The sequence below is a fragment of the Pseudomonas sp. GM48 genome (assembly GCF_000282335.1).
Lineage (GTDB): Bacteria > Pseudomonadota > Gammaproteobacteria > Pseudomonadales > Pseudomonadaceae > Aquipseudomonas.
On the sequence record NZ_AKJM01000136.1, the window covers coordinates 1 to 20,316 of the forward strand.

Genomic DNA, 20,316 nt, shown 5'->3' on the forward strand with positions numbered 1-20,316 from the left:
TTCGCGAGCAAGCCCGCTCCCACAGAAATTGCGTGAATCCTGTGGGAGCGGGATTGCTCGCGAAGAGGCCCGAAAGGACACCCTGAATACGAGAGGGTGACGCGCGGGGGAGTTTACAGCCCGTTGAGCCCCGCGCATCTCGCCTGTTTCAAGATGAAGATGAAGCCGATTCAGTTTGTCGGGTGAGGCGCGACAGCAGCACACGATCCAGCACCCACACCGCCACCAGCGAAGCACCCACCAACGGAAAGGCCACCGCCAGGGCAAACATGATCACCATCGCGGTTTTCCATTTCGGCAGGTCGTGGCGCAGCGGCGGCACGCCGAGTTTTCCTTGCGGGCGACGCTTCCACCAGATCACCACGCCGCTGACGGCGCTGAGCAGAATCATCAGGCAGATCAGCAACACCACGATCTGGTTGAACGCGCCGAACATCTTGCCTTCGTGCAGCATCACGCCGATTTCCGTGGCGCGGGCGACGGCGCCATATTGCTCGTAACGCACATCGGCAAGGACCTTGCCGGTGTATTGGTCGATGTGCAGCGTGGCATCATTGCGCGGGTCGTCGGCGAACACCGAGATGGTGAACACGCCGGACGCGGATTTCGGCAAAGTGATGCTGTAGCCCGGTTCGACCTTACTCTGCGTGGCGATGTTTTGTACGTCTTGCAGGCTGATAGTCGGCGCTGCCGGGCCGGCGTGCGCACCGTCGTGGGCCATGTGCTCGGCATGGTCACCGGACATCGGCATCGGCGTATTTTCCATGGCCCATGGCACGGTCTGGCGGGTCGCGGTGTTGAGGCTGCGCGCTTCGACATCGGACTTCGGCACGTCATCCCACATTGTCGCCGGAAAGACGTTCCATACCGCCGCGTACTGCTGGCCCCAGAACCCGGTCCAGGTCATACCGCTGAGCAGCATCACCAGCAGCAGGGACGCGCCCCAGAACCCGGTGACCGCGTGCAGGTCACGCCACAATACGCGCCCGCGACTGTTCAAGCGTGGCCACAGAATGCCGGCGGCCTGACCGCGCGGCCACCACAGGAAAACCCCGGAAACCACCAGCACCACACCCCAACCGGCGGCCAGTTCGATCAGCCGATCGCCGACGGTGCCGATCATCAGCTCGCCGTGAATCGCCCGCGCGATGGCTTGCAGATTGTTCTTGGCGTCTTGCTCGCCGAGGATGTCGCCGTGGTACGGGTCGACAAATACATTCAGCTCGGTGCCGCCATTGAGCACGACAAACTGGGCGCTGCGTTCGGCATTGACCGGTGGCAGGTACTGCTTGATCGTTGCTTGTGGATACGCGTCTTTCACCCGCTTGAGCAGATCGTCGGCCGGGGCGGTGTGATGACCGGCCGGGACGTTGAGCAGGCTGCTGTACATCAGCGAATCGAGCTGCGGTTTGAACAGATAAATGGTGCCGGTCAGGGCCAGCATCACCATGAAAGGCGCAACGAACAATCCGGCATAGAAATGCCAGCGCCACGCCAGGTTGTAGAAATTCACTTTGGGCTGTTTCATTACGTGTGCTCCGCTTGGCTGGATCTTTTAGTTGTTTGATTGGCGGTTGCCTTGCAACCGATCGCGAGCAAGCTCGCTCCTACAGGAGAGCGAGTCTGCTCGCGAAGCTTTTAGAAACTCATGTCCACTTTGGTCCAGAGCGTTCGCCCCGGTTCCTTGATGGCTTGCGGGTCATTGGCCGGGTAGCCGAAGCCGGCGTTGCCGGCCAGGTTCAAGTGCTCGGCGTAAGCCTTGCCGAACAGGTTGTCGACGCCGCTGCTGACCTTCCAGTTGTTGTTGATCCGATAGGCACCGTTGAGTGAGAACACGCCGAAGCCAGGCGTCTTGCCGAAATCCTTGCCGACCACGTTGCCCTTGTTCTGGTCGATGCGGTTTTGCGCGGCAACCACTCTCCACAGTGCGCCGGCGCTCCAGTTGTCTTCGCTGTAGGTCAGGCCGAAACGGGCATCCAGCGGCGGCATCTGCGGCAAGGCAGTGTCGTCGCTGCTGTTCTTGCCCCAGGCGTAGGCCAGGGTCGCGTCGGCTTTCCAGTTTTCGGTGAGGTTGTAAGCGGCGCCCAATTCGCCACCCATGATTCGCGCGTCGATGTTTTCGGCTTGCGAGGTCATGCCCATCATTCCGGGCGTATAGCTGAACAGGATGTAATCGCGCACCTGGCCGACGTAGCCCGAGGCCCAGGCTTCGAGCTTTTCGGTGTTGTACTGCAGGCCGAAATCGAGCTGGGTGGTTTTTTCCGGTTTGATCGAATCGAAGGCATTCACCGAACCGGCGGGGCCGGATTTGGGTGAAAACAGCTCCCAGTAATCCGGGAACCGCTGGGTGTGACCGAGGCCGGCATACAACGTGGTCGGGCTGTCGGCCAGGTCATGCTCGTAGCGGATGAAGCCACTCGGCAAGGTATCGGCGCGGGTGTCGTCGGCAGTCGGGTTCGGGCGGGACATCATTCCCGAGCCGATGGTCTGCCGAAAATCCTTGGCCGAGGCGCGGTCCAGGCGTGCGCCACTGATCAAGCGGTCACGGTCGGCGGCGTACCAGGTCAGTTCGCCGAACACACCGTAGTTATGGAAGTCGGCATCCTTGGTGTACGGCAGGTCCTTGTAGGTGTCGATGCCCATGGCGCTGCGTTGGCGATGCTCGTTTGTCTGCGCGTCGATGCCGCTGATCAGTTGCACATCGGCCCAGCGCCAGGTGGCCTTGACCCGGGCTCCGAGGGTCCGGCGGTCGACGTTGGAGGCCATGGGGCCGGCCATCATGCCGGTGCCGGACGGCGTGCGCAGGGTGTAGTTGTCCATCACGTGGTCGGCGTAGTTGTAGTAGACCTGGGCTTCGAGCTTTTCCAGTACGTCGCTGATGTTGGATTTCTCAAAGCGCAGGCCGAGGCTTTCGCGCAGGAACTGCGAACCGTCCATGCTGCGCCCGGCGTAGCGCGCTTCACCGTCACCCTTGCCGGCGGTCAGCTCCAGCAGGGTATCGGCATCCGGGGTCCAGCCGAGTGCGACGTCGCCGTTCCATTTGTCGTAGCGCGATGGGACGGTGTCGTTGTTGCCATCCTGGTAGTCGTCGGAATGCGCAGTGTTGCCGATGACCCGCACGTAACCCGACTGGCCGCCGGCCGCGGCGTCCACCAGTTTGTCGAAGCGCCCGTAGGAACCGGCCAGCACGCTGGCGTTGACCCGTGTGCCGAGTTCGCCGAAGTGCTCCGGCTCACGGTCGAACAGGATGGTCCCGGCCGAAGCGCCCGGCCCCCAAAGCACGGTTTGCGGGCCTTTGATCACAGTGAGTTTGTCGTAGGTTTCCGGGGAGATGTAGGAAGTGGGGGCGTCCATCCGGCCCGGGCAGGCGCCGAGCATCATGCTGCCGTTGGTGAGGATGTTCAGTCGCGAACCGAACATACCGCGCAGCACCGGGTCGCCATTGGTGCCGCCATTGCGCACCATGGCGAAGCCCGGAATAGTCTTCAGGTAGTCGGCGCCATCGCTGGCCGGCACCGGTTGGCGCGGGTCCTTGGGGTTGGTGACGATGGTCAGTGGCGAACTGGGTGCAACGGCGGTAATCACCGTCGGGCTCAGTTCTTCACTGTGACCGGCATGGTCATCGGCCAGCGCAGAAGGCGCCAGCAAAGCACCGCACAGGATCGCGGTGGCGTGCCTGAAACGAATGCAGGATTCGTTCAGGGCAAAAGAGGCTTGGGTAGTGCTCAAGCACGGGACAGCGGAAAACCTGGACATGACAACTTCCATCGAACAGTCGTAAACGACACGGCCGGCAGCCTGCGCAAACCCTGTGGGAGCGGGCTTGCTCGCGAAGAGGGAGTGTCAGCCAACACTGATGTCGCCTGGCACACCGCTTTCGCGAGCAAGCCCGCTCCCACAGGTTGCTGTGGTTGTCTTGCGGACCGTGTGAGATCGGAGGTGGGTGTTTACGCGACGGAAGGCGGGGCGCGGGTGCGGGCGCCGGGGAAGAAGGTTTGCCGGGCATGGCCCAGGCGTGGGGAGGGTATGGTGAAGGTGTTGGCGGGCGGGATGACGAAGTTGGCGAAAGACACGCCACCGGTCAGCGCCGGGCAGTTGAACAACAGGCTGCAATAGCCGCACTTTTCCCACAGCACATGCTGACCCGGGGCAGGCGGGCAATGCTCGGCGGTGGCTTGCGTGCCATGGTCGGCATGCTCCATCGCCGGCATGTCCATGCTCATGCTCATAGGCATGCTCATCGACATTGCATGCGAATCCATCGGCATCGACTGAGAAATCAGCGGACCGATAAAGATCATCAGCATGGCGAACAGGCTGATCCAGCTGCCGCGTGTCAGGCTCAATGCCTGATTGCGGGCCTCGGATGACCTGGCGCTAAGCGGGCGCATGGGCGTTTTCAGCTCGGGCGATTACGGCTGGTGCACGTGCGCTTGCATGCTTTCCGGTGCTTGCTTCTGCACCGTGACTTCAACTGTCACGTCACCGGCCTTTTCGAAATGCAGCGTCATGGGGAAGCGCTTGCCGTCACTGAGCAGGCTGCGGTCCTTGAGGCCCAGCAACATCACGTGATAGGCCATTGGCGCAAAAGTGACCTCGCCACCGGCGGGCACTTCCACGCTCGGTACGTGCTGCATTTTCATCATGTCGCCTTGCATCACGTGCTCATGCAATTGCGCTTCGCCGGCAATGGGTGTGTCGACGCTGAGCAGGCGGTCGGCGGTCTTGCCTTCATTGTTGATCACGAAATACGCCGCAACGGTGGGTGCATTGGGCGGCAACTCCTGGGACCACGGATGAGCGATTTCCAGTGTGCCGACTTTGTATTCGTGGGCATTGGCAAAGCAGGCAGGCAGCAGCAACGCGGCCAGAACGATGAGTTTGTTCAACATGGCAGTTCTCCGGAACGATTTAAACGCAGGTCAATTGCGAGAAAAATCACACCAGAGGGGAAGCGCGGGGATTGAGGCTCGGCCATTGCTGGCGCGGTGACGGGCTTTCGAGAGCGGTGGCAGGCACGCTTCGGTTGGACTCGAAGCGAGCGAAATACAGCTGTGGCGTATGCCCCGGCAACGCCACCAATGGCGCAGAACCCGAGCAGCACCAGCAATGCTGCATGTTGGAGTGATCGTCGCTTTGCGGGGCTTTCTGTTCAAGGTCCCCGATGGAAATCGCCATCATCTTGGTGCCGCTGGAGCTGCAAAAACTACCCCACAACAGTTGTTCGGCGGGTGACTTCGCCGTCTGTGCCATAGCTCCGGACATCGGCATGGCGAGCAAATTGAACAGCACTGCGAAGCAGGCTATCCAGGCAATTGCGAGCCGTTGTCGGGACATGGGACAAAATCCGTTTGGGTGGGCGATCAGGCGCGGGCTATTTAGCCTGATCAGGGCCGATAAGTAAAAAAGCGGCGTGCGGTTTGGTGTCGCAGCGCCCGAGTTAACAGGCTCAACATCCTTTGAGCAATTTCTGACTCCCCATTGTGAAAGAGTGTAGCGACTTCGATTCGAAATGCTTGGGCAAATGTTGGATCACTTTGGAGGCGTGAGCAGATGGTGTGGTTGACGTCTCTGGAAGCCAAACGAACAAAAGATCTGTTTCCCGAATCTTCTTCCTCGCTTGCCTTGTAGTTACACATATCGACAGGGGGCAGGAGAAATTCGGTGATATCGAATCGGGTGAATTTTTCTGTCATGCGAGCCTCCGAGCACTTCAATCATGGTGCCCGAAAACATAGAGGTTGAGCTCTGGGTCATCCAGTAGGTTGTTTTGGATGATGTTGTGCGTAATCTCTCGTTGATCTGTAGGCTTCAGCCTTTGTATAGCCGGTCAGGACGCCTTCGCGGGCAAGCCCGCTCCCACAGGGTTTCTTTATCTAGCCCTGGACTTGTGTTCGGTGAGGTCCACTGTGGGAGCGGGCTTGCCCGCGAAGGCGTCCTGACGTGTTCGCAAAAATCAGGTTGAAAACTGCTCTGTCATCGCTCGCAACAGGTCTGCGACCGAATCAAACTCCCGTTCCACGCTTGGCAATTCGGGGCGCTTTAAAACAATCACCGGCACCCCCCGCTCACGCGCCACTTCCAGTTTCGGCTCGGTCGCCGTGCTGCCGCTGTTTTTGCTGATCAGTACGTCGATGTTCCGCCGCTCGAACAACGCACGTTCATCCTCGATCAGGAAGGGCCCACGTGCGCCGATCACTTCGCAGCGTTCGTTGCCCGGATACACGTCCAGCGCACGCAGGGTCCAGAATTGCTCCGCGGGAATTTCATCCAGGTGTTGCAGAGGCTCGCGACCAAGGGTGAACAGCGGTCGGCGGAAGGGTTGCAGGGCCTCGATCAGTTCGGCCCAATCGCTGACTTCCCGCCAGTCATCGCCCGCCTGGGCTTGCCAGGCCGGACGCCGTAGCGCCCAGCAGGGGATGCCGCTCAATTGCGCGGCGGTCGCGGCATTCTGGCTGATTCGGGCGGCGTAGGGGTGAGTGGCGTCGAGCAGCAAGTCGATGCCTTCATCGCCAATGAATTGCGCCAGGCCTTCGGCGCCGCCGTAGCCACCGACGCGAACCTGGCATTGCAGATCCGTCGGCACCCGACCGACGCCGGCCAGGCTGTAGATATGCTGTGGCCCGAGCGTGCGGGCAATGGCCAGGGCTTCGGTCACACCGCCGAGCAACAGGATGCGCTTCATTGAAAAGCTCCTGCATGGCCAACAATCCCGCCCTGGCGATCAATGGCAAAGACTTCCACTTGAACCTGCGCTGGCACCACGCTGCGGGCAAAATCCAGGGCGTGCTGACAGACTGCATCACCCAGGGCGACCCCCGCTGCGGCGGCCATGGCCAGTGCCTGCTGGCTGGTGTTGGCCTCGCGGATGCGCTGTTGCAACGCCGCATCGGCGCCGACCTGCGCCGCCCATAACGCCAGTTGCGGCAGGTCAATGCTCGAATGACGACTGTGCAAATCCATGTGCCCGGCCGCCAGTTTGCTGATCTTGCCGAAACCACCGCACAGGCTGAGTTTATCCACCGGTACTTTGCGCAGGTGCTTGAGCACGGCGCCAACGAAGTCGCCCATTTCGATCAGGGCGATTTCCGGCAGGTTGTAGACCCGGCGCATGGTGTCTTCGCTGGCGTTGCCGGTGCAGGCGGCGATGTGCAGGTAACCGTTGGTTTTCGCCACGTCGATGCCCTGGTGGATCGAGGCAATGTAGGCCGCACAGGAAAACGGCCGGACGATGCCACTGGTGCCGAGGATCGACAAGCCGCCAAGAATGCCCAGGCGCGGATTCATGGTTTTCAGTGCCAGCGCCTCGCCGTTCTCGACATTGACCGTGACGTCGAAACCACCGCTGTAGCCGAGTTCGTCGGCCAGCCGGGCCAGGTGTTCACTGATCATTTTGCGCGGCACCGGGTTGATCGCCGGCTCGCCGACACCCAGCACCAGCCCGGGCCGGGTCACTGTGCCGACACCGCGACCGGCCTTGAAGCGAGTTCCCGGTTCGGCGCTCAGGCGCACCTGGGAGTAGAGCAGGGCGCCGTGGGTCACATCGGGATCGTCGCCAGCGTCCTTGAGGGTTCCCGCTTCGGCGCCGTCCTCGGTGAGGCGACAGAATTCCAGGCGCATCTGCACCTGCTTGCCCTTGGGCAACACGATTTCCACGGCGTCGACCGCTGTGCCATCCAGCAGCAGACGCGCCGCGGCGAGGCAGGTGGCCGTGGCGCAACTGCCGGTGGTCAGGCCACTGCGCAGGGGGGCGGGTTGTTCGGCGGTTTCGTCACGCATCGAAAGGTTTCGTCACGTCCAGCAAGGTAATCGGAAGGGCCTGGCGCCAGGTGTCGAAGTCGCCCAGCGGTTGGGCTTGCGCGATATGAATGCGGGTCAGCTCACCGCCGTGTTGCTCGCGCCAGGTCATCAGGGTCATTTCACTTTGCAGGGTGACCGCGTTGGCAATCAGCCGGCCACCGGGTTTGAGTTCGGCCCAGCAAGTATCGAGCACGCCTGCGCGGGTGACACCGCCGCCGATGAAAATCGCATCCGGCCGCTCCAGTCCGGCCAGGGCTTGCGGCGCACTGCCGCGAATCAATTGCAGGCCGGGAACGCCAAGGGCATCACGGTTGTGTTCAATCAACGCTTGTCGGCCGTCATCTGCCTCGATGGCCAGGGCGCGGCAACTTGGGTGGGCGCGCATCCATTCGATGCCGATCGAGCCGCTGCCGGCGCCGACGTCCCACAACAGTTCGCCGGGGATCGGGGCCAGGCGTGCGAGGGTGATGGCGCGCACATCGCGTTTGGTCAATTGGCCGTCGTGCTTGAAGGCGGAGTCCGGCAGTCCGGCCAGTCGGGACAGCCGCAATGTGTTCGGCTCGGCGATGCACTCGATGGCGATCAGGTTCAGGTCGGCGATCGGCGGATCCTTCCAGTCGCTGGCGATACCATCGATACGCCGCTCGACTTCACCGCCCAGGTGTTCCAGCACGGTGAGGCGGCTGGGGCCGAAGCCGCGTTCGCGCAACAGTGCAGCGATGGCGGCGGGGCTGCGGCCGTCGTTGCTCAATACCAGCAAGCGCACGCCGCTGAACAATTGCGCGTTGAGTGCGGCGACGGGACGGGCCACCACCGAAAGGGTGACCACATCCTGCAAGGGCCAACCCATTCGCGCAGCGGCCAGCGAGCAGGAAGACGGCGCAGGAAGCGTCAGCATCTCGGCCGCGGGGAGTTGCCGGGCGAGGCTGGCGCCGACGCCAAAGAACATCGGATCGCCACTGGCCAGGACGCAAACGGGTTCGCCACGCAGTGACAGCAGCGACTCAAGGCAGAAGGGACTCGGCCACGGCTGGCGTTCGCCGCGTATACACGGCGGGAGCAAATCCAGATGCCGCTGGCCACCGAAGATTTTCGCAGCGCGCAACAGCGCATGCCGGGCGTTCTTGCCCAGACCCTTGAAACCGTCTTCGCCGATGCCTACTACCGTCAGCCAGGGTGTCATGCCGTTCCTCAATCACGCGTTCAACGTTGTTGGGCGGCATGATAGCGCGGGTTCCTTGAGCTGACTGCCTTCTCTTCCCGGATGAGCCCGTTGACCGTAGGCCATTGAGGCCTGGCCAAGCATTCCGACCGGAGTCTTTTCATGCGGTGAAGCAAAGCAGGCATAATACCGCGCACTTTCGCCGTGAATTACCTCGCCACCTGAACGGGTCCGCCTTGAACGAACGTCCGCTGTCCGCTGCCTTACGCCCCTCGGCCTGCCCGGGGTTGCTGCGTATTGTGCCGGCACTGGATGGCGGCATCTGCCGGATCAAGTTGAACGGTGGTTCGATCAGCAGCGCTCAAGCCGAAGCCGTGGCGACTGCAGCCGAGCGTTACGCCAGCGGGACGATCGAGGCGACCAACCGGGCCAACCTGCAGATCCGCGGGATTGGCAACCAGCAAACGGCGTTGATCGACAGCCTGCTAGCCGCCGATCTGGGACCGCGCACGGCGGCTGGCGACGATGTGCGCAATCTGATGCTCAGCCCCGGCGCCGGGATCGATCGGCGCATGCTGTTCGACACACGCCCGCTGGCCGGGCAGATCCTTGCCACATTGCAAAACCACGAAAGTTTCCACGATCTCAGTGCCAAGTTCGCCGTGCAACTCGATGGCGGTGAAGACCTGGCGATGCTCGAACATCCCCATGACCTGTGGCTCTCGGCGTTTGAGCAAGACGGCGAGCGACGATTGGCGTTCGGTCTGGCGGGTTGCCCGACGGACCGGCCCGCCGGTTCGGTAGCACTGGATGACGGGCACGCGCTGGTGGTCGCGGTCCTTGAGTTGTTCCTTGAACTGGCGCGCCCCGAGCAGACGCGCATGCGCCATTTGCTGGCCGAATACCCGATCGAGGGCATTCTGCTCCGGCTGGAAGAGCGTGTGCCGCTGCAAGCGGTGATCGATTGGCAGCGGGTTTCGGGCGCCAGTGATTTGCACGTGGGTGCCCATCCCCAGGTCGAATCCGCTGTCGTCTATGTAGGGGGCGTGCCGCCGCTGGGACGGCTCGATCCCGCGATGCTGCGGGGTGTGGCACGACTGGCGCGCGAGTTCGGTGATTCCAGCCTGCGCTTCACACCCTGGCAAAGCCTGCTGCTGCCCAGTGTTCGCATGGAGAACGCCGTCGAAGTCATTCAGCGTTTGCGACGTTTGGGCTTGTCGTGCGACGCCGATCAGCCACTGTCCCGTTTGATCGCATGCACTGGCTCAAACGGCTGCGGCAAAGGCCTGGCCGAGACCAAGGGCGATGCCCTGCAACTGGCCGCGCTGCTGCACCGCCATGGACCGGCGCTGAACATACACCTGAGCGGTTGCCTGCGTTCCTGCGCCGCCGCGCATACGGCGCCCGTCACATTGCTGGCCGTCGCCCCCGGTCACTACGATCTCTATTTGCGCGATGCAGCGCAGCCGGGTTTCGGCGCGCTGCACGCACGCAACCTTACTATTGAAGCGGTCGCGACCCTGCTCGACGCCCGCTCACGGAGCCCCATTGATGCTTGATTACATCCGCGACGGTCAGGAGATCTATCGCAACTCCTTCGCGATCATCCGCGCCGAGGCCAACCTCGACCGAATCCCGGCCGATCTGGAAAAACTCGCGGTCCGGGTGATTCACGCCTGCGGCATGGTCGAGGCCATCGACGGTTTGCAGTTTTCCGAAGGTGCGGGCAAGGCCGGGCGTGATGCGCTGGCGGCCGGTGCGCCGATCCTGTGTGATGCGCGGATGGTCTCCGAAGGCGTCACGCGCGCACGCTTGCCAGCGAATAATCAGGTGATCTGCACCTTGCGCGATGACAGTGTTGCAGAACTGGCTCGCGAGCTGGGCAACACCCGTTCCGCCGCCGCGCTGGAACTATGGCGCCCGCACCTGGAAGGCAGTGTGGTGGTGATCGGCAATGCACCGACCGCACTGTTTTACCTGCTGGAAATGCTGGATGCCGGCGCACCGAAACCGGCACTGATCCTCGGCTTCCCGGTAGGCTTCGTCGGTGCCGCCGAATCCAAGGCAGCGCTGGCGGCGGACAGCCGTGGCGTGCCATTTGTCATCATGCAGGGGCGGCTGGGCGGTAGCGCCATGGCCGCCGCCGCCGTCAATGCCCTCGCCACGGAGATCGAATGATGCAGCAACCTGGACGTTTGATCGGCCTCGGCGTCGGTCCCGGTGATCCGGAACTGATTACCGTCAAGGCTTTGCGTTTGCTGCGCGAATCCCCGGTGGTGGCGTACTTCGTCGCCAAGGGCAAGAAGGGCAACGCCTTCGGCATCATCGAAGCGCACCTGCAGGAAGCCCAGAATTTGTTGCCGCTGGTGTACCCGGTGACCACCGAAGCCTTGCCGGCACCGTTGTCCTACGAGCAAGTGATCAGCGACTTTTACGATGATGCTGCCGACGAACTGGCCACGCATCTCGATGCGGGTCGTGATGTGGCGGTGATCTGCGAGGGCGATCCGTTCTTCTACGGCTCCTACATGTACTTGCACGACCGGCTCGCCGAGCGTTACCAGGCTGAAGTCGTGCCCGGTGTGTGCTCGATGCTCGGCGGCGCCTCGGTGCTCGGCGCACCGTTGGTGTATCGCAATCAGAGCCTGTCGGTGTTGTCCGGTGTACTGCCGCACGACGAACTCAAGCGTCGCCTGGCCGATGCCGATGCGGCGGTGATCATGAAACTTGGGCGCAATTTCCCCAAGGTTCGCCAGGTACTGGAAGAGCTCGGCCTGGCCGAGCGTGCGTTGTATGTCGAGCGGGCGACCATGGCCAATCAGAAGATCGTGCCGCTGGATCAGGTCGAGCCGATGTCCTCGCCGTACTTCTCGTTGATCATCGTTCCCGGTGAAAGGTGGCAAGGCTGATGACCCGTCCAGTTCCGGCGATTGTCATTCTTGGCAATGGCAGCCTCGCTACCGCACGCAACATTCAGCGGGTGTACCCCGCAGCCCTGATCCATGGCCTGGCCGAACGGGTCGAGGACGCGGATCGGGTTTATCGCGAATTCGGTGCGACCCTGCGCGAGCTCTATCAGCAGGGCACTCCAATCATTGCGCTGTGCGCGGCCGGGATTGTGATCCGCACGCTGGCGCCCTTGTTGCTGGAAAAGGGCGCCGAGCCACCGGTACTGGCGGTAGCCGAAGACGGTAGTGCGGTGGTGCCTCTGCTGGGAGGTCTCGGCGGGGTGAATGTGATGGCGCGGGAGATTGCCAGCGCGCTTGAAGTCTGTGCAGCGATCACCACCAGCGGTGAGTTGCGTTTTGGCACGTGCCTGCTCAACCCGCCCAGCGGCTATGCCCTTGGCGATCTGGAACTGGGCAAGCGTTTTGTTTCCGATTTGCTCGCCGGTGAAACGGTGCGCATTGAAGGTGAGGCTCCGTGGCTGGCGCAGGCGCAGTTGCCTGAAGATGCACAGGCCCGATTGGCGGTGCATGTCGGTCATGCCGAGCGCGCACCAGCCGCCAACGAGTTACTGATCTATCCGCGCAACGTGGTAGTCGCCGTCAGTGCCGGCGTGACCAACGTAGCGACGGCGGTTCGCGAGGCGTTGCATCAAGTAAAAGTCGCCACGCAATCGCTAGCCTGCCTGTTGGCTGCCGACACCGAAATGGCCAACCCGGCGCTGCGTGAAGCGGCGCTGGAACTAGGTGTGCCGTTGCGTTTTGCCAGTGCCGAGGCAGGTATCGGTGAGCGACTGCGCACCGCCATCGGCCAGCCTGTTTCTATCCTGGGTAACGACACCGTTGCCATTGCGGTAGCCGGGCAACCCGTGGACCCGTTGCAGATTGGCCGTCCACGCGGACGCCTGGCCGTGATCGGTCTTGGGCCGGGGGCCGCCGAACTGATGGTGCCGGCCGTGAAGGCGGAACTGGCCCGCGCAACCGACGTGCTGGGTTACGAAACTTACGTGCGCATGGCCGGACCGTTTCGTGCCGATCAAGTGCTGCATTGCACCGACAACCGCGAAGAGATGCAACGCGCCCGTCACGCTTTCGAATTGGCGGCCCAAGGTCGTTCGGTGGTGGTGGTTTCGTCTGGCGACCCGGGTGTTTTCGCCATGGCCGCTGCAGTGCTGGAGGCGCTTCACGAATCCAGCGACGCCCATTGGCATAATGTCGATCTTGAGATTTTGCCGGGGGTTTCCGCCTCGCTGGCGACGGCCGCCCAGGCCGGTGCGCCGTTGGGGCATGACTTCTGCGTGCTGTCGTTGTCGGACAACCTCAAGCCCTGGGCAATCATCGAGAAACGCCTGGACCTTGCCGCTCAAGCCGATCTGGCCCTGGCCTTCTACAACCCGATCTCGCGTTCTCGCCCGTGGCAACTGGGGCAGGCGCTCGATATCGTCGCCCGGCACCGCGTGCCTGAGACCCCGGTGGTGCTGGGCCGGGATATCGGGCGTCCGGGCCAGACGCTGCGGGTTACCACCCTTGGCCAGTTGACGCCTGATCAAGTCGATATGCGCACTATGGTGTTGATCGGTTCTTCGACTACCTGTGTATTCCCTCGCGCCGAAAATGGAGTTTGGGTCTATACACCGCGTTGGTATGGGAACAAGCCCGGTTCTTGAATGAGTGCGGCCTCTAATAAGAGGCCGCTATTTGACGCTTTAACTATGCCGGCTTCAATACGGGTCGTTACGGCCTGGTAACTATTGGCATAAGTTAAATTTTATATTCGGGTTGATGGTTGTTCTTGTATGTCTTAGTTTTGGTTTGCGCCGCATGGAGCGGCAGATTGTTAACCAAGGAACTTGATATGCAGAACCCGAACATTAATGACGCGGCACAATTGTCTTTTGATGTTGCCGCGCAAGATAGATACTTCAAACAGATCGAAGCACAACTCGCTGCCGTGCCTGCACGTCCACGGGCCAGGAGCCTGGCTGCAACGGTGAGCGTTTCAGCCATTCGCACCGCTCAGGAACATGATGCTTCGGTGGTAGGTCCGTCGCTTGTAGTGTTCGAGGAAAAACTTTCCGAAGACGACAAGCAAGATGCCCTGGACAGCCAGTCCTTTGCCGAAGCGGTGGTTCGCAAGCTACCCGACAACAGTACGCAAGAACAACGCTACGCCGCCTATAACGAGGCACTGACCGCAATCGGCTGGGTGACGGAAAGCTATACGCGTAAGAAGTACGATTCCAAAACGCTGACATTGACCATGAATGACGCGCTGCTGCAGATCCTTCAAACCGTTATCAGTGCCGGCTCCGGCAATGTGTTGAGCCTGGTGGCCGCCGGTTTCGAAAAACTCAAGGGCGACAAGGAAGCGTTGAAGATCGTCGATTCCGGAAGCAAGAACAGTGAGCTTGTCAGCTTCAAGGCTGTCCCTTGCGTCGTTGCGCCGGGTGGCGGCATGGCGATGGTCATGGGCGGGCTGGATGTGTACAGCAAGAACTACGACGGCAACTTCCTGTTTATCACTATCAATACTGAGGGTGTGCATCTTTTTCAAGCGGCAGGTGTGCGAAAGTTCAATAAGCGCGCTTTCGATCGCAAACGTCAGCAGGTTTACAGTTATATCGATCAGTTTGGTGATGATTTATTTAAGAAGTTGACGAGCTAATAAGCTCGTAAGGGAGTTGGTCAATGCAAATTGCTGATTGTCCAGGTTCTGGTCGGTGGGGGTTGCAATATGCCGGATCTTGCTGAAGCGATTGTAGTAGGGGGCTGTCTGCTGTCCTTTGCAGACAAGGTGCGCTTGCAGGATCAGCAAGACATACAGGACTGCCTGCTGTACGCAGAACTGGCGACAAATGATAAGTACCCTGGGCAAGTATCGAAGAAGGTCTGGTTCGATTATTACCAAGGCCGTTTGCTCAAAGCCGGCTTTACCTTGAAAACCATTGTTCCGTCCGAACCTTTCAGGGTGTCGAATGTTCGCCAGCTGCTGAACATCAGCCATACCGTGATTGGTCATTTGGGTTCGGAACGCTTGGGACAACTCGTCAAGGAAACCTACAGAGCATTGCAGCTCGACGAATTCGCCTGGGAGTTTTTCCGTGGCAATGTCATGCAGGGTGGTTTGGGTATTCTCAAGTGCGCACCTTGCGAACGCCTCGACTCGGGTGAAACGGTGGTCTGCCTTTACGGCATGCGCTACGACACCACTGTTATCGAGCAGGACTTCTTTTTCTGGAGCGAGTTTGACAAAGAAGTGGTCATCATCCCCGATGGCGGGGTGTTTGCTTTTGATCCCGAGGTGTTTGAAAACTATCGAGCGCGAGTACACGAAAAGATAGATAAGTATTCGGACAAGCTTCTCGTGCGCAAGCTAACGCTTTGAGCCGTTCGCAAAACGAAAAGGAAAAGGCCTTGTTGTGAGCAACAAGGCCTTTTTTCGGTCAAGGCACAAGGTATCCCTTCACCCCGGTGAAGATGATCTGTGCCGCGAGTGCGCACACGAACAACCCCATCAACCGGCTGACGATCTGTAACCCCTGGTCGCCAAGAATGCGCTCGATACGACCAGACAAAAACAGCACCACGCCCACGGTAAAACTGGCCAGGGCAATACTGACAATGGCCGTGAGCTTGTCGTCCCAGTGCGGCTGGCCAACGCCCATCACCAGCAGGGCACCGATGGTGCCGGGGCCGACCGTCAACGGAATGGTCAGCGGGACGATGGTCACATCCTGCTGCACATTGTCGGTCTGTACCGCCGATTTGCCTTGTGCCATCCCTAGCGCCGAGATGAACAGGACGCTGCCGGCGCCGATGCGAAAGGCGTCCACGGTAATGCCGAAGACACTGAAAATCACCCGGCCGAACAAATACAGCAGAACGCTGGAGACCAATGTGGCGAGCGCTACTTTCCAGGCCAGTCGACGCTGTTCCTTGCGCGAATAACCACGGGTCAGGCTGATGAAGCAGGACAACACGAAGAATGGGCTATAGAGCACCAGCATCTTCAGATAAACGCTGAACAACACATGGAGCATGGTGCCGGGCTCACTGGCGAGGGAAGTCGAGGGGGAGTCTATCAGGGGTTGTGAAGTCTGTCGGCTCAGGACGTTTGGGTCGCTGCGCGATTTTGCTGGTCACGCTGGGCGACCCAGTGCTCGATCAGTTCGCGCAACTGCGACAGCTCGACCGGCTTGGCCATGTGCCCGTCCATGCCGGCCTGTCGCGCACGCTCCTTGTGTTCGGTAAGGATATGGGCGGTCAACGCCACCACAGGGGTGCGAGCCCGCTGGTTGGCGACTTCCCATGCGCGCAATTGCTGGGTAGCCGAGAAACCGTCGAGGATCGGCATTTCGCAGTCCATCAGGACCAGGTCATAACGCTGGGCTTTCATCGCCTGCAAGGCTTCTTCGCCGTTGCAGGCGGTATCCGGTTGCAGGTTGAGCTTGCTCAGCATGCCGCGGATCACCTTGGTCGAGATGCTGTTGTCTTCGGCCACCAGGATGCGGAAGTCGCTGGGAACCTTGACCGGCAGGGCCGTGCCGTTTTGCACGGGCTGGGTGGCGACGAGACCTTTGTTGCGTTGGGTCAGTTCGTCGGCCAGGGTTGTCTTGAGGGTGTAGCCGGCCACCGGTTTGGCGAGGATGCGCTTGATCCCGGAGTTGCGCGCGATGATCTTGCTCGGCGCATTGCTGATGCCGGTGAGCATGATCAGCAGGATGTCATGGTTCAGGCTCGGGTCTTCCTTGATCTTGGCCGCCAGTTGCATGCCGGTCATGCCGGGCATGTTCTGGTCCAGCAGGACCACATCGAAATAATCGCGCAAATGCGCCTTGGTGCGCAGCAAAGCCAGCGCTTCCTTGCCGGAAGGTGCGGCGCTGACGTTCAGGCCCCAGGCACTGCATTGCTGCACCAACACCTTGCGACAGGTGTCGTTGTCGTCCACCACCAATACCCGCGCACCTTGCAGCGGACCGTCGAGGTCGGAGGTCGGGTGTTCGAGGCGGTCAGGGTCCAGGGGCAGGGTCAGCCACAGGGTGCTGCCCTGGCTGCTGCCACTCTTGATTCCGAATTCCCCCTGCATCAAGCGAATCAGCTGGCGGGCAATCACCAGCCCCAGGTTGCCGCCCAGGCGGGTGGCCGAAAGAAAATGCCGGCTGTGCAATTCGGCGTGCATCAGGGCGTCGCGCTCTTCGGCTTCCATGGGCTCGCCGCTGTCCTGCACGGCGATACGCAGGCGCGGTTTGGTGTTGCGCTCGTCGAGCGCCACGACGATCAGGATTTCGCCTTCATCGGTTTTCTTCAGGGCGTTTTCCAGCAGGCTCAACAGCGTCTGGCGCAGGCGTGTCGGATCACCGCTGATCACCCGTGGCACTTGCGGCTGGATGAAGCTGATCAACTCGACGTTTTGCTGCTCGGCCTTGGCGCGGAAGATGCTCAGGCAGTCTTCGATCAGCGCGTTGAGGTCGAACTGCACATCGTCCAGCTCGATCTGCCCGGACTCGAGTTTGGAAATGTCGAGAATCTCGTTGATCAGGGTCAGCAGCTCGTTGCCGGCGCTGTGGATCGTCTGCACATAGTCGCGCTGCTTGACCGAAAGCGGTGTGCCCAGCAGCAGCTCGGTCATGCCGAGGACGCCGTTCATCGGGGTGCGGATCTCATGGCTAATCTTTGCCAGGAACTCGGCCTTGGCGTTGATCTCGGCGTTGCTGGCCGCGAGGTCGCGACTGATGCTGAAACGGTCTTCGGTGATGCGGCGCTGGCGCTCGCTCAACGCAATGCTCATCAGCAGGCCGCTGATGCAGATGACCACCATCAATGTGGTGATCAGACCATGGGGTTCGATCAGGGTCAGTCCCAGCAGCGCGGGCAGGATGACCAGTGTCCCGAGGTTGAACACCACCATGGCCGCCACGAAGAGGCGGGCCGGGCGATAACCTTTTTGCCAGTGATAGGCGCTGATGAACAGCATGGTCAGGCCTGCCAGGGCGACCAGGCCGTAGGTAATGAAGTTCAGCGGCAGGGTATTGACGAACAGCAACATCAGGCCGCAGGCGGTGATGAGCAGGACCTCGCCGAGCAGCAACCGGTTCAGCGGATGCGGCCCGAGCGGGGAGAAGAAGCGATAGGCAAGCATCAGGCCGCAGGGCGCGGTCAGTAACAGTGCCAGGTAAGACCCCGGCGTTTGCAGTGCATGCCCGTCCGGCAGCCAGGGGCCGGCGAGGTTCAGCAACAACACCAGGCTGAGCATCAACAACCCTTCGCACATCGCCAACCAGAGGGCGCTGTGCGAGCGGGTGTAGGCGTAGCGGATGAGATTGTGCAGGATCAACATGGTGATGCAACCGAACAGCAGGCCATAGATCAGCGTCTGGTTCTGGTCGGCAGCTGCGAGGATCGCCGATTGCAGGGTGATATAGGGCCGTAACTGGTGGTCGGAGGCCAGTCGCAGGTAAACGTCGAGGGGATTGTCGCTTTGCGGCAGTGCCAGCATGAAGTCGCTGCTGGGTAATGGTCGCTCGGCCTGGGACTGCTCGTTGCCCGTGCTGGATTGATCGATCAGCTTGTCGCCGTCCAGCACATACATGTTGAACTGGCGCAGGTCGGGCGCGAACACCCGCAGCAATTGTTCGTGTTTGCCCGGTGCAAGCCTGAATCGCAGCCATAACGCGCCATCGGGTTCGGCCGCGGTAATGCGGTCGAGTTCGATGGGGCTGAATTGATTGGTGTAACGTGCGGAACGGATATCGCTCAGTTGCAGGTCGCCCTGTTCGTCAAGCAATACCGCCCAGCCACTGCCTTGCGCGGCCTGGGCCGGTAGCATGCAGAGCAAGGTCAACAGCGTGACGGTTAAGCTTATGGCAATCCTGAGCCAGCGCACGGCGAAATCCCTTCTTAGGTTGATGCCAGAATATAACGATGCGCGGCGCCGGAATAGCCAGGCAAGGAATTGCAATCCCTGCCTGGCGTGGTGTTTACCTTATTCCTGACTCTCGCCGCGCTCGCGGGCAATGGCGCGGTAGCCAATGTCCTTGCGATAGAAACAGCCTTCCCAGTCAATCGTAGCCGCCAGCTTGTAGGCCTGCTGCTGCGCAGCATCGACGCTGGTGCCCATGGCAGTGGCGCACAACACCCGACCACCGGCCGTCACTACCTGACCATCCTTGAGCGCGGTGCCGGCGTGGAAAACCTTGCCTTCCAGCACCGCGGCTGCATCCAGGCCCTTGATGGCTGCGCCTTTGGCGTAGTCGCCAGGGTACCCGCCAGCGGCCAGGACGATGCCGACGCTCGGACGTGGATCCCATTGCGCTTCCACTTTATCCAGCGCCTGGGCCAGGGCGGCTTCGACCAGCAGCACCAGGCTCGACTGCAGGCGCAGCATCACCGGTTGGGTTTCAGGGTCGCCGAAACGGCAGTTGAATTCGATGACTTTTGGGTTACCAGCCTTGTCGATCATCAGGCCGGCGTACAGGAAGCCAGTATAGACGTTGCCTTCCTCGGCCATGCCGCGCACGGTCGGCCAGATCACCAGGTCCATGACGCGCTTGTGCACGTCGGCGGTGACCACTGGCGCCGGGGAGTAAGCACCCATGCCGCCGGTGTTCGGGCCGCTGTCGCCGTCGCCGACGCGTTTGTGGTCCTGGCTGGTGGCCATCGGCAGCACGTTCTTGCCGTCGACCATGACGATGAAGCTGGCTTCTTCGCCATCCAGGAACTCCTCGATGACCACGCGTGAACCCGCATCACCAAAGGCATTGCCCGCGAGCATGTCGCGTACGGCATCTTCGGCTTCGGCCAGGGTCATGGCGACGATCACGCCTTTACCGGCGGCCAGGCCGTCGGCCTTGATCACGATCGGAGCGCCTTTTTCACGCAGGTAAGCGAGGGCTGGCTCGATTTCGGTGAAGTTCTGGTAGTCGGCAGTCGGGATCTTGTGGCGAGCCAGGAAGTCCTTGGTGAAGGCTTTCGAACCTTCCAGCTGCGCAGCGCCGGCAGTCGGACCGAAGCAATCCAGGCCGCGGCTGCGGAACAGATCCACAACGCCGGCAACCAGCGGCACTTCAGGGCCAACGATGGTCAGGGAAACGTTTTTCTCGGCAAAGTCTGCCAGTTGCTCAAGCGCCAGTACGTCGATGGCGACGTTCTCGCACTTGGCTTCGATGGCGGTACCGGCATTGCCCGGAGCCACGAACACCTTCTGCACGCGCGGATCCTGAGCCACTTTCCAGGCCAGGGCGTGTTCACGGCCACCGCTGCCAATGATCAAAACATTCATTTCAAAAACCTCGGATGACGCTAATTCTGTTGAGCATCGTAAAGATGCTTTACCTGTGGGAGCGGGCTTGCTCGCGAAAGCGGTGTGTCAGCCAACATCAACGTCGCTGACAGATTGCATTCGCGAGCAAG

18 protein-coding genes are annotated in these 20,316 nt (G+C 61.1%); 6 read left to right on the forward strand and 12 right to left on the reverse strand.

Annotation, left to right across the window (positions count from 1 at the left end; genetic code table 11):
- Nucleotides 1-148: 148 nt before the first annotated feature.
- The 9 genes from PMI28_RS04165 to PMI28_RS04135 form a co-directional block, all read right to left on the reverse strand.
- Complete coding sequence (locus tag PMI28_RS04165) at nucleotides 149-1,528, reverse strand: PepSY-associated TM helix domain-containing protein (protein ID WP_007991230.1); 1,380 nt, start codon at nucleotides 1,526-1,528, stop codon at nucleotides 149-151.
- 110 nt (nucleotides 1,529-1,638) lie between these two features.
- A complete protein-coding gene (locus tag PMI28_RS04160; protein ID WP_007991232.1) occupies nucleotides 1,639-3,756 on the reverse strand; it encodes a TonB-dependent copper receptor in 2,118 nt (705 codons plus the stop codon).
- Between the two features lie 191 nt (nucleotides 3,757-3,947).
- Entirely contained in the window at nucleotides 3,948-4,391 is a 444-nt protein-coding gene (locus PMI28_RS04155) for a DUF2946 domain-containing protein (RefSeq protein ID WP_007991233.1), read from the reverse strand.
- A 21-nt stretch (nucleotides 4,392-4,412) separates the two neighbouring features.
- Nucleotides 4,413-4,892: a copper chaperone PCu(A)C gene (locus tag PMI28_RS04150; RefSeq protein WP_007991235.1), complete on the reverse strand. Its 480-nt coding sequence runs from the start codon at nucleotides 4,890-4,892 to the stop codon at nucleotides 4,413-4,415.
- A 46-nt stretch (nucleotides 4,893-4,938) separates the two neighbouring features.
- Nucleotides 4,939-5,337 (reverse strand): DUF2946 domain-containing protein, encoded by a 399-nt coding sequence (locus PMI28_RS30035; protein WP_007991238.1) that lies wholly within the window; start codon nucleotides 5,335-5,337, stop codon nucleotides 4,939-4,941.
- Nucleotides 5,338-5,387: 50 nt separating this feature from the next.
- A complete protein-coding gene (locus tag PMI28_RS30040) occupies nucleotides 5,388-5,696 on the reverse strand; it encodes a hypothetical protein (protein WP_007991240.1) in 309 nt (102 codons plus the stop codon).
- Between the two features lie 260 nt (nucleotides 5,697-5,956).
- A complete protein-coding gene (locus PMI28_RS04145) occupies nucleotides 5,957-6,685 on the reverse strand; it encodes a cobalt-precorrin-6A reductase (RefSeq protein WP_007991241.1) in 729 nt (242 codons plus the stop codon).
- Nucleotides 6,682-7,779, reverse strand: a complete 1,098-nt coding sequence (locus tag PMI28_RS04140; RefSeq protein WP_007991243.1) for a cobalt-precorrin-5B (C(1))-methyltransferase — start codon at nucleotides 7,777-7,779, stop codon at nucleotides 6,682-6,684. The genes PMI28_RS04145 and PMI28_RS04140 overlap by 4 nt, the downstream gene beginning before the upstream one ends.
- Entirely contained in the window at nucleotides 7,772-8,983 is a 1,212-nt protein-coding gene (locus PMI28_RS04135) for a bifunctional cobalt-precorrin-7 (C(5))-methyltransferase/cobalt-precorrin-6B (C(15))-methyltransferase (RefSeq protein WP_007991244.1), read from the reverse strand. The genes PMI28_RS04140 and PMI28_RS04135 overlap by 8 nt, the downstream gene beginning before the upstream one ends.
- A 215-nt stretch (nucleotides 8,984-9,198) precedes the next feature.
- Here PMI28_RS04135 and cobG point away from each other — a divergent pair, with 215 nt between their 5' ends.
- The 6 genes from cobG to PMI28_RS04105 all read left to right on the forward strand — a co-directional run bounded on the left by cobG (nucleotide 9,199) and on the right by PMI28_RS04105 (nucleotide 15,292).
- A complete protein-coding gene (cobG, locus tag PMI28_RS04130; RefSeq protein ID WP_033063579.1) occupies nucleotides 9,199-10,521 on the forward strand; it encodes a precorrin-3B synthase in 1,323 nt (440 codons plus the stop codon).
- Nucleotides 10,514-11,140 carry a precorrin-8X methylmutase gene (locus PMI28_RS04125; protein ID WP_007991247.1) on the forward strand — a complete coding sequence of 209 codons (627 nt, stop codon included), beginning with the start codon at nucleotides 10,514-10,516 and terminating at the stop codon, nucleotides 11,138-11,140. Before cobG ends, PMI28_RS04125 begins: the two co-directional genes overlap by 8 nt.
- Nucleotides 11,140-11,871, forward strand: coding sequence for a precorrin-2 C(20)-methyltransferase (locus PMI28_RS04120; RefSeq protein ID WP_033063580.1), 732 nt, complete (start codon nucleotides 11,140-11,142; stop codon nucleotides 11,869-11,871). The genes PMI28_RS04125 and PMI28_RS04120 overlap by 1 nt, the downstream gene beginning before the upstream one ends.
- Entirely contained in the window at nucleotides 11,871-13,574 is a 1,704-nt protein-coding gene (gene cobJ, locus PMI28_RS04115; protein ID WP_007991251.1) for a precorrin-3B C(17)-methyltransferase, read from the forward strand. The genes PMI28_RS04120 and cobJ overlap by 1 nt, the downstream gene beginning before the upstream one ends.
- A 188-nt stretch (nucleotides 13,575-13,762) precedes the next feature.
- Complete coding sequence (locus PMI28_RS04110; protein ID WP_007991253.1) at nucleotides 13,763-14,572, forward strand: hypothetical protein; 810 nt, start codon at nucleotides 13,763-13,765, stop codon at nucleotides 14,570-14,572.
- 69 nt (nucleotides 14,573-14,641) lie between these two features.
- On the forward strand, nucleotides 14,642-15,292 hold the full coding sequence (locus PMI28_RS04105) for a hypothetical protein (protein WP_007991255.1): 651 nt from the start codon (nucleotides 14,642-14,644) through the stop codon (nucleotides 15,290-15,292).
- Between the two features lie 58 nt (nucleotides 15,293-15,350).
- On the opposite strand, the gene PMI28_RS04100 is transcribed toward PMI28_RS04105, so the two are convergent.
- From PMI28_RS04100 to purD, 3 genes are all read right to left on the reverse strand, one after another.
- Complete coding sequence (locus PMI28_RS04100; protein ID WP_007991257.1) at nucleotides 15,351-15,947, reverse strand: MarC family protein; 597 nt, start codon at nucleotides 15,945-15,947, stop codon at nucleotides 15,351-15,353.
- 65 nt (nucleotides 15,948-16,012) lie between these two features.
- A complete protein-coding gene (locus tag PMI28_RS04095; protein WP_007991259.1) occupies nucleotides 16,013-18,790 on the reverse strand; it encodes a hybrid sensor histidine kinase/response regulator in 2,778 nt (925 codons plus the stop codon).
- Nucleotides 18,791-18,889: 99 nt separating this feature from the next.
- Nucleotides 18,890-20,185: a phosphoribosylamine--glycine ligase gene (gene purD / locus PMI28_RS04090; RefSeq protein WP_007991262.1), complete on the reverse strand. Its 1,296-nt coding sequence runs from the start codon at nucleotides 20,183-20,185 to the stop codon at nucleotides 18,890-18,892.
- Nucleotides 20,186-20,316 lie beyond the last annotated feature (131 nt).